The organism is Synechococcus sp. CBW1108, assembly GCF_015840335.1.
Classification (GTDB): domain Bacteria; phylum Cyanobacteriota; class Cyanobacteriia; order PCC-6307; family Cyanobiaceae; genus Cyanobium_A.
Genome location: NZ_CP060395.1, coordinates 1,820,458 through 1,834,800 on the forward strand (window position 1 = coordinate 1,820,458; position 14,343 = coordinate 1,834,800).

Annotated in this window: 11 protein-coding genes; 2 read left to right on the top strand and 9 right to left on the bottom strand. The window is 64.3% G+C overall.

The annotated features are described in order from the left end of the window. The first annotated feature begins 55 nt into the window (after nt 1-55). On the top strand, nt 56-883 hold the full coding sequence (pheA, locus tag H8F27_RS09815) for a prephenate dehydratase (protein WP_197147948.1): 828 nt from the start codon (nt 56-58) through the stop codon (nt 881-883). Here the strand turns inward: pheA and H8F27_RS09820 are convergent. From H8F27_RS09820 to H8F27_RS09860, 9 genes are all read right to left on the bottom strand, one after another. Beyond that, nucleotides 880-1,833, bottom strand: a complete 954-nt coding sequence (locus H8F27_RS09820) for a methyltransferase domain-containing protein (RefSeq protein WP_197147949.1) — start codon at nt 1,831-1,833, stop codon at nt 880-882. The two genes, pheA and H8F27_RS09820, sit on opposite strands and share 4 nt — an antisense overlap. A gap of 25 nt (nt 1,834-1,858) precedes the next feature. Continuing rightward, nucleotides 1,859-2,506, bottom strand: a complete 648-nt coding sequence (locus H8F27_RS09825) for an LON peptidase substrate-binding domain-containing protein (RefSeq protein ID WP_197147950.1) — start codon at nt 2,504-2,506, stop codon at nt 1,859-1,861. A 77-nt stretch (nt 2,507-2,583) separates the two neighbouring features. Beyond that, nucleotides 2,584-2,904 (bottom strand): 30S ribosomal protein S10, encoded by a 321-nt coding sequence (gene rpsJ / locus H8F27_RS09830; RefSeq protein WP_006910513.1) that lies wholly within the window; start codon nt 2,902-2,904, stop codon nt 2,584-2,586. Between the two features lie 123 nt (nt 2,905-3,027). Further along, entirely contained in the window at nt 3,028-4,257 is a 1,230-nt protein-coding gene (tuf, locus tag H8F27_RS09835; protein WP_197147951.1) for an elongation factor Tu, read from the bottom strand. A 36-nt stretch (nt 4,258-4,293) separates the two neighbouring features. Continuing rightward, on the bottom strand, nt 4,294-6,369 hold the full coding sequence (gene fusA / locus H8F27_RS09840) for an elongation factor G (RefSeq protein WP_197147952.1): 2,076 nt from the start codon (nt 6,367-6,369) through the stop codon (nt 4,294-4,296). Between the two features lie 77 nt (nt 6,370-6,446). Beyond that, a complete protein-coding gene (gene rpsG / locus H8F27_RS09845; RefSeq protein ID WP_197147953.1) occupies nt 6,447-6,917 on the bottom strand; it encodes a 30S ribosomal protein S7 in 471 nt (156 codons plus the stop codon). Between the two features lie 73 nt (nt 6,918-6,990). After that, nucleotides 6,991-7,365 (bottom strand): 30S ribosomal protein S12, encoded by a 375-nt coding sequence (rpsL, locus tag H8F27_RS09850; RefSeq protein WP_197147954.1) that lies wholly within the window; start codon nt 7,363-7,365, stop codon nt 6,991-6,993. Nucleotides 7,366-7,449: 84 nt separating this feature from the next. Beyond that, nucleotides 7,450-7,803: an AIR synthase gene (locus H8F27_RS09855; RefSeq protein ID WP_197147955.1), complete on the bottom strand. Its 354-nt coding sequence runs from the start codon at nt 7,801-7,803 to the stop codon at nt 7,450-7,452. Nucleotides 7,804-7,842: 39 nt separating this feature from the next. Then, a complete protein-coding gene (locus H8F27_RS09860; protein ID WP_231596182.1) occupies nt 7,843-9,612 on the bottom strand; it encodes a phosphodiester glycosidase family protein in 1,770 nt (589 codons plus the stop codon). 135 nt (nt 9,613-9,747) lie between these two features. Between H8F27_RS09860 and H8F27_RS09865 the strand changes: the two genes are divergently transcribed. Then, nucleotides 9,748-14,331: a glutamate synthase-related protein gene (locus H8F27_RS09865; RefSeq protein ID WP_197147956.1), complete on the top strand. Its 4,584-nt coding sequence runs from the start codon at nt 9,748-9,750 to the stop codon at nt 14,329-14,331. The last annotated feature ends 12 nt before the right edge of the window (nt 14,332-14,343 follow it).

A 14,343-nucleotide genomic window follows, 5' to 3' on the forward strand; every position in this document is an offset into this window, starting at 1 on the left:
CGCGGCATGATCCTATCGGCCCGGTTGGGTTGCCTTTCCTCAGTTTTTGCAAACGATGCGTTTTGCCTTTCTCGGCCCGGTCGGTACCTATGGCGAGCAAGCGGCCCGGCAGCTGGCTGAGCTGGAGGAGGTGGCCAAGCCTGAGTTGGTGCCCCACTCGGGGATCCGGGCCGTCGTACAGGCCCTGGCCCACGGCAGTTGTGATGCGGCGGTCGTGCCGGTTGAGAACTCGGTTGAGGGCGGTGTTACCTCCTGCCTCGACTCTCTCTGGGAACACCCGGATCTCACGGTGGCCCGGGCCCTGGTGTTGCCGATTCGCCATGCCTTGCTTGGCAGTGGCCCGATCGAGGGTGTCAGCGAGGTGCTCTCCCACCCCCAGGCCCTGGCCCAGTGCAGTCAGTGGCTTGCCGATCACCTGCCCCGGGCCCTGCAGCTGCCCACCAGCTCCACGGCCGAGGCGGCCCGGCTGGTGGCTGGCAGCCGCTTCCGGGCGGCGATCGCCTCCCAGCAGGCTGGCGGGGAGCATGGGCTGCTGGAGTTGGCCTATCCGATCAATGACGTGCCGGGCAACTGCACCCGTTTTCTGCTGCTGCGTCGGGCACCCCGCTCCCTCCACGGCCCGATGGCCAGCCTGGCCTTCTCGATGCACTCCAACAAGCCTGGGGCCCTGCTGGAGGCTTTGGCCTGCTTCGCCCAGCAGGGTCTCAACATGAGCCGGATCGAGTCGCGGCCTTCGAAACGGGAGATGGGCGAATACATCTTTTTTGTGGATCTGGAGCTGCCTGAGGGCTCCGCTCCGCTCGAGCATGCCCTCGAAGGCTTGCGGCCCCTCTGCGCCCATCTGGCCCTGTTCGGCGCCTATCCGATCACCAATCTCAGTTAGCTGGGCTTGCTGCCGCGGAACACCCCGAACTGCATCAGCCCGGTGGCAAAGGCCCAGTGCATCAACAAGATGGTGGGTGTTTCGCGCAGGCCTTGCAGCACGGCCTTGGGCCCCAGGCCCAGAATCGCCCCGGGCCGGCGCACCCCCTCAGCAATGGAATCGATCCATGATGGCAGGGTGGCCTGGCTCCAGTCGCCGGTTTCGATCGCCATTGCGGCGGCATGGGGGCTCTGCTGGAGGTGCTGCTGCAGGCCGCCAATGGTGGCGAATTCAGGATGGGCCCACTGCTCCAGTAACTGGCGCATCACCCAGCGCTCCACCCTGCCCATGGGGCCATCGCGCCGGTTCCAGTCAGCCACGGCCAGCAGGCCCCCCGGTTTGAGCACCCGCAGGAGCTCGTCGGCATAGCGCTGCTTGTCGGGCATGTGGGGGCAGGCCTCCACACTCCAGACAGCGTCGAAACTGGCGTCAGGCAACTCCAGATCCAGGGCATCCATTACGGCAAAGCGACAGCTCAGCCCCGCTGGGGTCAGCGAGCGGGCCCGTTCGATCTGGGCAGGGCTGATGCTGATCCCCACCACCTTGAAGCCGTAGTCGCGGGCCAGGATTCGGGCGCTGCCGCCGATGCCGCAGCCCACATCCAGCAGCGTTGATCCGGGCGGCAGCTGGTCTAGAGCGCTCCAGCGCACCAGTTCATGCACGAAGGCCGCTTTGGCAGCTCGGAAATCCTGGCGCTGGTGGCGGCCTGGAGCTGATTTTTGGTAGTAGCCCAGGTGGATGTGGTCGCCCCAGAGGCGCTCCAGCAGCCGGTCGGTGGTCCAGCGGTCGTAGGCCGCGGCAACGCTGGCTGCAGATTCGTAGCGGCGCCGCTGCCTCAGCCAGAGGCCGGCCGCCAGGGCCAGGATTCCGGCACCAAGGATTGTGGCCAGGGGCCAGCTGGGAGGGAGCATCAAACCGGGAGCCGGTGCAGGAGGGTTATTGGGGTTGGAAGGTGTCCTTGAGCACGGTGCGGGCAGCCAGTTGCCGGCGGGTCTGGTCGAGCAGCTCGTATTCCTGGCGAAGCCGCTCGCTGGTGTCGGTGATCTCCAGCAGGGCTTGTTGGTGGTCGGCAACCGGGCCGCCCAAGTGGGCTCCGATCCAGAAGGAGAGCTCCCTGGGCAGGTCCGGCAGATCGCTGGGCAAGGTGGTGGGCTTGCCGATCAGCTTGCCGGTGAGCTCCACCACATCGCGCAGGGCCCGGGTCACTTCAGCGCTGAGGGTCTCCAGTTCGGTGTGGCTGGCTGCGGGCTCGTCTTCGATCCAGCTCACCAGGCCTATCCGGAAGGGCGCTTCCCGCACGATCTCGAGAACCCTGAAGCGCTGCTGGCCCATCGTGACAACGTTGCTGCGATCGTCGTCCTGGGTTTGGCAGTGCAGGATTTCAGCGCAGCAGCCCACTGCTGCCATGGCCTGGGTCTGGGGATCCCAGCGCACCACGCCGAAGCGTTGGTCGCCTGCCATGGCCGTGCGCAGCAGCATCCTGTAGCGGGGCTCGAAGATGTGGAGCGGCAGCACTTCCTGGGGGAAGAGCACCACATCGGGCAGTGGAAACAGCGGCAGCTCCCGCACGGCCAGTTCGCCCATGGCTTGATCAGGAGTGCCTAACCATCCTATAAAAATCTGCCAGGCGCCGGGGCGTGCGGCTCAGAGCTTGACGCGGCTCAGAGCTTGACTTCGATGTCAACTCCGCTGGGCAGGTCCAGCTTCATCAGGGCGTCGATCGTTTTGGCGGAGGGGCTGTAAATATCAATGATGCGGCGGTGGGTACGGGTTTCGAAGTGCTCCCTCGAATCCTTGTCCACGTGAGGAGAGCGCAGCACGCAATAAATCTTGCGCTTGGTGGGCAGGGGGATGGGGCCGATTGCCGTGGCGGCGGTGTGATCGGCGGTTTCGATGATTTTTTCGCAGGAGAGATCCAGCATGCGGCGATCAAAGGCCTTCAGGCGGATCCGAATCTTCTGCTGGGCGATGGCTGTGGACATGTTTGATACGGCGTTCGGTTAGCCCCAGAGCAGCAGGCCCTGGTGGCAGCAATGGATGGGTTGTCGAGGTGCGCTGAAAAGGGGTAGGTCCCGTAGGCCCACCCCAGTCAACTTAGCTCAGGGTCAGGCCAGGATCTTGGACACCACGCCAGCACCGATGGTGCGGCCGCCTTCGCGAATGGCGAAGCGCATGCCCTGCTCGATAGCCACCGGGCAGATCAGCTCTCCGGTCATCTTGATCCGGTCTCCGGGCATCACCATTTCCACATTGGCGCCGTCGTCGGAGGTGAAGGCAGTGATCTGGCCGGTCACGTCGGTGGTGCGAATGTAAAACTGCGGGCGATAACCAGCGAAGAATGGGGTGTGGCGACCACCTTCTTCCTTCTTCAACACATAAACCTCGCCCTCAAACTTGGTGTGGGGCTTGATCGAATTGGGCTTGACAAGCACCATGCCACGCTCGATATCTTCTTTTTGCACGCCGCGCAACAGCAGGCCCACGTTGTCGCCAGCCATGCCTTCGTCAAGCAGCTTGCGGAACATTTCCACACCGGTGACGGTGGTTTCACGGGTGTCTTTGATGCCGACGATTTGCACCATCTCACCCACCTTGACCTTGCCGCGCTCGATCCGGCCGGTGGCCACGGTCCCACGACCGGTGATTGAGAACACGTCTTCAACTGCCATCAGGAAGGGCTTGTCGATTTCCCGTTCTGGCTCGGGGATCGACTCATCCACGGCATCCATCAGATCGAGGATCTTGTCGACCCACTCGTCAGCACCACGGACTGCTTTGTTGCCATCCTGGATGTACTCCAGTGCTTTGAGAGCAGAACCTGCTACTACGGGGATGTCATCGCCGGGGAAGTCGTAATTGCTGAGCAATTCACGCATTTCCAGTTCAACGAGCTCGAGGATCTCCTCGTCGTCGACCATGTCCTTCTTATTGAGGAACACCACCAAGGCTGGCACACCAACCTGTTTGGCGAGAAGGATGTGCTCTTTGGTTTGGGCCATGGGGCCGTCGGTGGCAGCCACCACCAGAATGGCGCCATCCATTTGGGCAGCGCCGGTGATCATGTTCTTGACATAATCCGCGTGGCCCGGGCAGTCAACGTGGGCGTAGTGACGTTTTGCGGTTTCGTACTCGACGTGGGCCGTGTTGATGGTGATACCCCGCTCTTTCTCTTCAGGGGCACCATCAATTTCATCGTAAGCCTGGGCCTTTGCCATGCCCTGGGATGCCAACACGTTGGTGATGGCAGCCGTCAGAGTGGTTTTACCGTGGTCAACGTGGCCAATGGTGCCAATGTTGACGTGGGGTTTGTTCCTTTCGAACTTCTCGCGTGCCATGAGTAGAAAGAATCGGGGGGTTAGGGTGGGGTAAGATCAGGAATTGCCCTGATTCTTGGAGATGATGGCTTCGGCCACATTGCGAGGAACTTCCTCGTAATGGCTGAACTCCATCGAGAAAATACCCCGACCCTGGGTCATGGATCGGAGCTGGGTGGCATAGCCGAACATTTCGGCCAGGGGCACTTTCGTCTGGACTTTGGACTGTCCGTTGTCGATGGACTGCCCTTCCACCTGGCCGCGCCTGGAAGAAAGGTCGCCGATGACCGACCCAAGGTAATCCTCGGGGATCTCGACTTCCACCTTCATCATCGGCTCAAGCAGTACTGGGTTGCACTTCTTGACGGCGTCTTTGAAGGCCATGGATCCGGCAATTTTAAACGCCATTTCCGATGAATCGACGTCATGGTAAGAGCCATCAATCATGGTGGCCCTGACGTCGATCATGGGAAAACCCGCAATCACGCCAGACTGGCAGGTCTCCTTCATGCCTGCCTCGGCAGGGCCGATGTATTCCTTGGGGACGATGCCGCCAACAATCTTGTTGACGAATTCGAACCCAGAGCCCGGCTCCCCAGGAGTCATTTCGATCACGACGTGGCCGTACTGACCCTTGCCACCGGTTTGACGGGCAAACTTGCCCTCGCCTTTCGAGCTCGAGCGAATGGTTTCCCGGTAGGAGACCTGGGGAGCACCGATATTTGCCTCAACCTTGAACTCCCTGAGCATTCTGTCGACCAGAATTTCCAGGTGTAGTTCACCCATGCCGGCAATAACCGTTTGGCTGGTTTCCGGATCGGTGGAGACCCTGAAGGTGGGATCTTCTTCTGAAAGAGATTGCAGGGCCTTGGAGAGTTTTTCCATATCGCCCTTGGTCTTGGGTTCAACGGCCACGGAGATCACGGGCTCGGGAATGAAGAGCGATTCGAGAATGATCGGATCGGCCTCAACGCAAAGCGTGTCCCCAGTGGTGGTGTCCTTCAGTCCGAGCACCGCACCAAGGTCGCCGGCCCGAAGCTCATCTACTTCCTCGCGATCATCTGCCTTGAGCAGGATCAGGCGGGAGATGCGCTCTTTTTTATCTTTAGTGGAGTTGAGTACGTAGCTGCCCTTGTTTAGAATCCCGGAGTACATGCGCACGAAGGTGAGCTTGCCGTAGGGATCAGCCATTACCTTGAACGCCAGGGCGCTGAAGGGAGCGCTGTCGTCGCAGGGGCGATTCGATTCGGTGCCATCTGGCAGCAGGCCTGTGATCGGTGGCACATCCACGGGAGCAGGCAGGTAGTCGACAACGGCGTCGAGCACCAATTGGACTCCTTTATTTTTGAAGGCTGAGCCGCAGACCATTGGCACCATGCCGTGGTGAATGGTGGCGTTGCGGATTCCCTTGACGAGCTGTTCCTCGGTGAGCTCACCATTCTCGAGGAATATATCAATCAAATCTTCTTCGGATTCGGCTACTGATTCCATCAGCTTGAGACGCCATTTATCGACTTCATCCTTCATGTCTGCTGGGACTTCCTCCTCAAGGATGTCTGTCCCCAGGTCATTAGTGAAGATAATTGCCTTGTTGCGCACAAGGTCGATGATTCCCTTGAGGTCGCCCTCAGCTCCGATCGGCAGCTGGATGGGGGCAGCATTGGCCTTGAGCCTGTCTTTAATCTGCTCGTAGACCTTCAGAAAGTTGGCCCCAGTTCGGTCCATCTTGTTGACGAACACGATCCTGGGCACGTTGTAGCGATCGGCCTGGCGCCAGACCGTTTCCGACTGGGGCTGAACGCCACCCACGGCGCAGAAAACTGCCACCACGCCATCCAGCACCCGCATCGAACGCTCAACTTCAATCGTGAAGTCAACGTGACCCGGGGTATCAATGATATTGATCCGGTTGTCTTTCCAGCTGGTCGAGATGGCGGCAGCCGTAATCGTGATGCCGCGTTCCCGTTCCTGTTCCATCCAGTCGGTGACGGCGGCACCGTCGTGAACCTCACCCATCTTGTGCACCACCCCGGAGTAGAAAAGAATCCGTTCGGTAGTGGTGGTTTTTCCCGCGTCAATGTGGGCGGCGATGCCGATATTTCTGACGCGGTCCAGTGGAAAGGCGCGGGCCACGAGGGAGGTCTCCGAGAGGTCAAAAAACGTAGGCTCTATTCTACAGAGTGGGTCTGTAGGAGCGATAGAGAAGCGATTTAGTAGCGGTAATGGGCGAAGGCCTTGTTGGCCTCGGCCATTTTGTGGGTTTCCTCCCGCTTGCGCACGGCGCTACCGGCTTCGTTGGCCGCATCCATGAGCTCACCGGCCAACTTCTGGGCCATGCTGCGGCCGTTGCGGGCCCTTGAGAAGTTCACCAGCCAGCGCAGGGCCATGGCCGTTCCCCGCTCCTGCCGCACCTCCATCGGCACCTGGTAGGTGGCGCCGCCGACCCGCCTTGCCCGAACCTCCACCAACGGGGTGGCATTGCGCACCGCCGTTTCGAAAAGTTCAAGCGGATCGGTGCCGGTGCGCTCGTTGATCATCGAGAAGGCATCCGAGAGGATGCGCTGGGCCGTGGACTTTTTGCCATGCTTCATCAGCCGGGCCACGATCATCGAGGCGAGACGGCTGTTGAACTGGGGGTCGGGAAGCACTGGGCGCTTCTCGGCGGCATTGCGGCGAGACATGGTCGACCGGGGCGGGAAGGAAGGGGGGACTTTTGAAGTGGATCAGGGAGCCCACAAGGTGGGCATGGCCGGATCAGGCTTTGGGTGTTTTGGCGCCGTATTTGGAGCGGGACTGGCGACGGTCCTTGACCCCGGCGGTGTCAAGGGTGCCCCGAATGATGTGATACCGAACCCCGGGTAGATCCTTAACCCGTCCTCCGCGGATGAGCACCACCGAGTGCTCCTGGAGGTTGTGGCCGATGCCGGGGATATAGGCGGTCACCTCAAAGCCTGAGGTGAGTCGCACGCGAGCCACCTTGCGGAGGGCCGAGTTTGGCTTTTTGGGCGTGGATGTGTACACGCGTGTGCAGACCCCCCGACGCTCGGGGCAGGCGCGCAGGGCAGGCGACTTCGTCTTGCGGGAAAGACTCTGGCGCTCGGTTCGGATCAGCTGCTGGATAGTGGGCATCGAGGACCGGGGTCTGGTCGGGGAAGAATGGTCGGATGAACCGACCGATTTCGACAATCCGTCACCCTACTGGGTCAACCGTCATTAAATCGGCCGACGCCCCTCAGTCCCGCGGCTGAAGGCCGCTCCACAGGCGCAACTCTGGATCCCTTCCCCAGGGCGCACGAGAAAGCCGCCGCCACTGAGATCGCCCCGGTAATCAAGGCTCAGGCCGGTGAGCAGGGACAGCTGGTTTGCCGGGGCATAGACGGTGATGCCGTCGGCCCGGGCGATGGGGTTCCCCGCCAGGTGGCCCGGCCGGAGCCGGATGGCCCAGCTCGCACAACTGCTCTCAACCAGGTCGAGGTGCATCATCCCGGGGGTGCCAGCCACAGCGGCCTGGCGTCCAAGTTCGGCGGCGGCGGCGGCGGTCACGCGCAGGCTGTGGCCCTTGGGCATGGCGATCGATACTCCCAGGAAGCCACTTTGGCAGCCCGCTCAGGGCACCAGGCCTACTCCGTTGTGGACGGAACCGGCTACGCCTCGGCCCTTCACCTGGAGTGAGCCCCCCAGCACAAGCCCGGTGGAGCTGCCGCCGTCGAGGTTGACCGCATCCCGCAGACCCAGCTGTTGCAGCAGTAAGGCCGTTTCCCCCAGGGAGGGGCCGCTGTCCTGGGTGCCTTCCAGGGTGATCAACCACACCTGCTGGTCGTCCCTGGCCAGCACCGTGCGCGGGGCCCCCTGGCTGAGGAAGGAGGCGCTGAAGTTTTCAGCGGCTCCGTTCAGCACGATCTGCCCCCCCAGCAGCAGCAAGGGGCCGCCGCCGATCACATGGGGAGCCAGGCCGAGCTCGTTGCTGGCTCGGGTCTCCAGCTGCAGCCGCTCACCGGTTGTCCAGGGCAGGATCGTGCCACCGCGGGCCACCAGCAGCAGGTCATCGCCCCGCAGGGGCACCCCGGCCTCCAACTCCGCTACGCCGAAGAGCTGACGCACGCTGCCTGCTTGCAGCAGCAGGCCCGTTTCCGAGCCACTCAAGGCCCGGTAGCTGGGCCCCCAATCCGCGTTGTAGCGGCTGATGCCCCGCTGCACATAGCCACTGTTGACATTGCTAACTGGCAGCCGCTGGCCGCCAGGCCCCACGATCCACTCCGTCAGTTGCAGCCGGCCAAAGCGGGGCAGGGCCCGATCGCTCCATGCCGCCACACCCCTGTTCAGGATTGGCCCGGAGAGCCAGCGGCCGTCCGTCTTCAGGGCCCCCAGGGGGAGGCGACGCACCCGGTTGAAGTAGCCGCCATTGATGGCGACCCAGGCCTGCTGCTGGTTGGCGAGCTGCACCAGTGAGCTGAGCCCCTCCATGCTTCCTGGCCGAACCAGGGGCCGCAGTTGCAGAGTCGAGCTGCGCGGATCGATTCGCACCGCATTGATGCGCACCCCCTGGCGAACCAGCCGGTCCCACTGCACCTCCTTGCCGAGCAGGGCCTGTAGGCGTGGATCGATCGGCGCGGCTTCACCGCTCCCGCGGCTGCCGCCACCACTGGCGCCCTCAGGCGCCGGCCACTCGATCACCAGCCGCGCCGGACTGCCCAGGCTGAACACCCTGGTCAGGGAGCCGGATAGGGGGTTGAGGCTCAAGCTGGGCCCGGCCTGCTGGCTTTTCAGGCCAAGGGCCTGGAGCTGGGTGAGCTGGTCTTTGCGGCTGAGCAGATCCACGCTCAGTCCGCCGGCGTCCCTGCCACTGACTGCGGGCCCGGACAGATCGAGCACGACGCGGCGAATCGGCCCCGGGGTGGAGCTGCGCACATTGAGGAGCTGGGGCCTGGCCAGCTCGAGGATCAGCTGGCTGCCCTGCTGGCGCACATCCACCCCAAGGGCTTGAAATAAACGGGCCACGTCCACCGCCACCTCATCCTCCAGGCTCCGCTGGGCGCTGGTTGGCAGCTTGAGCTCCTGGCCAAACCAGTCGAGCTCGAGCGACCCTTCGCTGCTACTGCGACTAGCTATTCCCAGCTGGTTTTCGAGTACCTCCAGGGGCAGCCAGAGCTGTTGGGGGGGCTCAAAGGGGCGCCCGATCCAGAGCCAGCGTGCTTTCTGCTGACGGCCGTTGATGGCAATGCTGCCGCCCTGCTGCTCAGGGGCTGGGCTGGGCTGTTCTGGCGGGGGTGGCGGTGGCGGAGGGGGCGGCTGGGCCATCCCATGGGGCAGGGCCTGGCTCGCCGCCGGCAGGAGCAGGGCCAGCAGCCAGGGAGCCAGCCATGCTGCAGAAGCCATCGCCAGCCCGATCCACCGTCTTGGACGCTAGCGGTCTTTGGCCGCTGGCCAGTAGCCCCGGGGGGTGTGAATCCCTAGGATCGGCCCTTATGCGGCCCTTGATCTTCCAGATCAACTGCCGGACCGACTCGGGTTATGCCTCATCCCCCTCGCCCCGTTTGGCCCCATTGCGACAGCCCTGCGCCGGAGGCTGTGGCGGGGGAGAAGGATGCCTGCGGCGTGGGATTCCTGGCCAGCCTCCGAGGCGAGGCCAGCCATTGGGTGCTGGCCCAGGCCCTGCGCGGCCTGGACTGCATGGAGCACCGCGGGGGCTGCGGCGGCGACGGTGATTCCGGGGACGGAGCGGGGGTGCTGTGTGGTATCCCATGGGCCTATCTCGAGGCCGTATGGCCCCAGGCCGAGGCTGCCAGCGGCAGCTCCCGGGGGCTGGCCATGGTGTTTCTGCCCGCTGATCCGCTTAAACAGGCTGAAGCCAAAGAACTCTGCGACGGGGAGGCTGCCCGGTTGGGATTGCGCAGCCTGGGCTGGCGTGAGGTGCCGCTCAACCCAGAGGTGCTCGGCACCCTGGCTCGCCAGACCGCGCCGGCTATTGCCCAGTGGCTGCTGACGGCTGATCTGGAGGGGGATGCCCTCGAGGCCCTGCTGTTTCGCCTGCGCCGCCGCTGCGGCGACCGGGCGCGGGCCGTCTGGGGCGCCTCGCCCAGCGAGCTCTACTTCGCCTCCCTGAGCAGTCGCACGGTGGTCTACAAGGCCATGGTGCGCTCCCAGGTGCTCGCAGCCTTCTACGGCGACCTGCGCGATCCACGCTTTGCGGTGAGCTTCGCGGTTTATCACCGCCGCTTCAGCACCAACACCCTGCCCCGCTGGCCCCTGGCCCAGCCGATGCGCCTGCTGGGCCACAACGGCGAAATAAACACCCTGCTGGGCAATCTCAACTGGGCCCGGGCCTCGGAGGCCGATCTCAACGCCATCTGGGGGGAGGCGGCGAGGGATCTCAAGCCGGTGGTCAATGCCGCCTTCAGCGACTCGGCCAACCTTGACGCCACCCTGGAGCTGCTGGTGCGCAGCGGCCGGCCAATCACCGAGAGCCTGCTCACCCTGGTGCCCGAGGCCTTCCGCGACCAGCCCGAGCTCACCGACAGGCCAGAGATCCAGGCCTTTTATGAATACTCCGCCTGCACCCAGGAGCCCTGGGATGGTCCGGCCCTGCTGGTGTTCGCCGATGGCCGCAGCGTGGGGGCCACCCTGGATCGCAACGGCCTGCGCCCGGCCCGCTACTGCATCACCAACGACGGCTTTGTGGTGATGGGCTCGGAAACCGGCGTGGTGGAGCTCGAGGAGAGTCGCATTATTGAAAAGGGCCGGCTCGGACCCGGCCAGATGCTGGCCGTGGATTTGGAGCGGGGCCGGCTGCTGCGCAATTGGGATGTCAAGGCCGAAGTGGCGGCGCGCCACCCCTATGGCGCCTGGCTGGCCGAGCATCGCCGCCGCCTGGCGCCCCAGCCCTGGACCCAGGAGCGCCAGCTGGGCGATCTGGAGCTGCTGCAGCAGCAAACGGCCTTCGGTTTCACCGCCGAAGACTTTGACCTGGTTATCGAGGACATGGCTGGTGCGGCCAAGGAGCCCACCTACTGCATGGGGGATGACATTCCCCTGGCGGTGCTCTCCGCTAAGCCCCACCTGCTCTACGACTACTTCAAACAGCGGTTCGCCCAGGTCACCAACCCGCCGATCGACCCGCTGCGGGAAAAGCTGGTGATGAGCCTGGAGATGCACCTGGGCCCGCGGGGGTCGGCCCTGCGGCCTGAGCCCTCGGCTGCCGCCGTGTTGCACCTGGCCAGCCCGATTCTCAATGAGGCAGAGCTGGAGGCCTTGGGCCAGCAGGGCCTATCGGCCACCACCATCTCCACCCTGATGGGGATCACCGATGGGCCTGGGGGCCTGGCTACAGCGGTAAGCCGCCTGCGCAGCGAGGCCGAAGCTGCCGTGCGTGCCGGTATGCAGATCCTGATCCTCTCGGATCGGGGCATCAACGCCACCACCACCACGATTCCGCCCCTGCTGGCGGTGGGGGCGGTGCACCACCACCTGCTCAACCTGGGCCTGCGGCTCCAGACCTCCCTGGTGGTTGACACCGCCCAGTGCTGGAGCACCCACCACCTGGCCTGTCTGATCGGCTTTGGCGCCAGCGCCGTATGTCCCTGGCTCACCTGGGAAACCAGCCGCCACTGGCTGGCCCACCCTCGGGTGCAGAAGCTGATCGAAACCGGCAAGCTGCCGGCCCTCTGCCCCGATCAGGTGCAGGCCAATGTGCGCAAGGCCCTAGAAGACGGCCTGCGCAAGATCCTCTCCAAGATCGGCATCTCCCTGCTGGCCAGCTACCACGGGGCCCAGATCTTCGAGGCCATCGGCATCGGCGCCGACCTGATCGAACTGGCCTTCAAGGGCACCACCAGCCGGGTGGCGGGCCTGAGCCTGGCCGAACTGGCGAGCGAAACCCTGAGCTTTCACGCCAAGGCCTTCCCCGAACTCAACCGCAGCAAGCTCGAGTTCATGGGTTTTGTGCAGTACCGCACCGGTGGCGAGTACCACCTCAACAGTCCGGAGATGGCCAAGGCCCTGCATGCGGCGGTCAAGGCGGGCCCTGGGTACGACCACTTCTCCACCTACAAGAGCCTGCTGGAAAACCGGCCGGTAACTGCGCTACGCGATCTGCTGGAGCTCATCGCCGCCCCAGCCCCCCTGCCGCTCGACCAGGTGGAGAGTGCGGCGAGCATCTGCAGCCGCTTCTGCACCGGTGGCATGAGCCTGGGGGCCCTATCCCGGGAGGCCCACGAGGTGCTGGCGGTGGCGATGAACCGCATCGGCGGCAAGAGCAACAGTGGCGAAGGCGGCGAAGATGCGGCCCGTTTCGCCCCGCTCACCGATGTGGATGGCGACGGACACTCGCCGACCCTGCCCACGATCAAAGGGCTGCGCAACGGAGATACGGCCTGCTCGGCGATCAAGCAGATCGCCTCGGGCCGTTTTGGCGTCACGCCGGCCTATCTGCGCAGTGGCCGGCAGCTGGAGATCAAGGTGGCCCAGGGGGCCAAGCCGGGTGAGGGCGGCCAGCTGCCGGGCCCGAAGGTGGATTCCTACATCGCCTGGCTGCGCAACAGCAAGGCCGGCGTGGCCCTGATCTCGCCGCCGCCCCACCACGACATCTATTCGATTGAGGATCTGGCCCAACTAATCCACGACCTGCACCAGGTGCATCCCGCCGCCAAGGTGAGCGTGAAGCTGGTGGCCGAGATCGGCATCGGCACGATCGCTGCCGGTGTGGCCAAGGCCAACGCAGATGTGATTCAGATCTCCGGCCACGACGGCGGCACCGGCGCCTCGCCGCTCAGCTCGATCAAGCACGCCGGCAGTCCCTGGGAGCTGGGCCTCACCGAGGTCCATCGCTCCCTGCTCGAGAATGGGTTGCGCGATCGGGTGCTGCTGCGGGCCGATGGCGGCCTCAAGACTGGCTGGGACGTGATCATTGCCGCCCTGCTGGGCGCCGAGGAATACGGTTTTGGCTCGGTGGCGATGATCGCCGAGGGCTGCATCATGGCCCGCGTCTGCCACACCAACAATTGCCCGGTAGGGGTGGCTACCCAGAAAGAAAACCTGCGCAAGCGCTTTCCCGGCGTGCCCGAGCACGTGGTGAATTTCTTCCTGTTTGTCGCCGAGGAGGTGCGCCAGCTGTTGAGCGTGCTCGGCGTGGCACGCCTCGAAGATCTGATCGGCCGCAGTGAATTGCTGCAGCCCCGGGCCGTGGCCCTTGTTAAAACCCAGACCCTGGATCTTTCCTGCCTGATCACTCCGATCCCAGCGGCGGCCGATCGCTCCTGGTTGCAGCATGGGGATCGGGCCCACAGCAATGGCCCGATCCTGGAAGATCAGCTGCTGGCGGATGCGGAACTGATGGCCGCCATCGAGGGCCACGGCCGCGTTGCCCGCAGCCTGGCGATCGTCAACACCGACCGCAGCGTGGGTGCCCGGCTCTCCGGCGAGATCGCTGCCCGCCATGGCAACACGGGATTCGCTGGCCAGCTCGATCTCAACTTTGAGGGAGCGGCCGGCCAGAGTTTCGGAGCCTTCGGCGTCCAGGGCATGAATCTGCGCCTGGTGGGGGATGCCAATGACTACGTGGGTAAGGGCCTCAATGGGGGGCGCCTCACCGTGGTGCCCCCAGCCGGCGTCAACGATCCCGGCAACCAGGTGATCCTGGGCAACACCTGCCTCTATGGCGCGACCGGCGGTGAGCTGTTTGCCCTGGGCCGCTCCGGCGAGCGCTTCGGCGTGCGCAACAGCGGAGCTGCAGCCGTGGTGGAGGGCGCCGGTGACCACTGCTGTGAATACATGACCGGTGGGGTGGTGGTGGTGCTGGGCTCCACCGGCCGCAATGTGGCCGCCGGCATGACCGGAGGTGTGGCCTTCATCCTCGATGAAGCCGGAGGCCTGGCTGAGCGGGTGAACGCCGAGATTGTCTCTATCTGTCCCCTCTCCACCCCGGAGCAGGAAGCCGTGCTCAAGCCCCTGCTGGCAGCCCATCTGGAGCTCACCGGCAGCGCCAAGGCCGCGGCGATTCTGGCCGACTGGGATGGCTGGAAGAGACGCTTCAAGCTGCTGGTGCCCCCGAGCGAGAAGGCGGCCATGGGGCTGGCGGAGCGGCAGGCGGTGGTGGCCTGAGCGCCCCGCCTG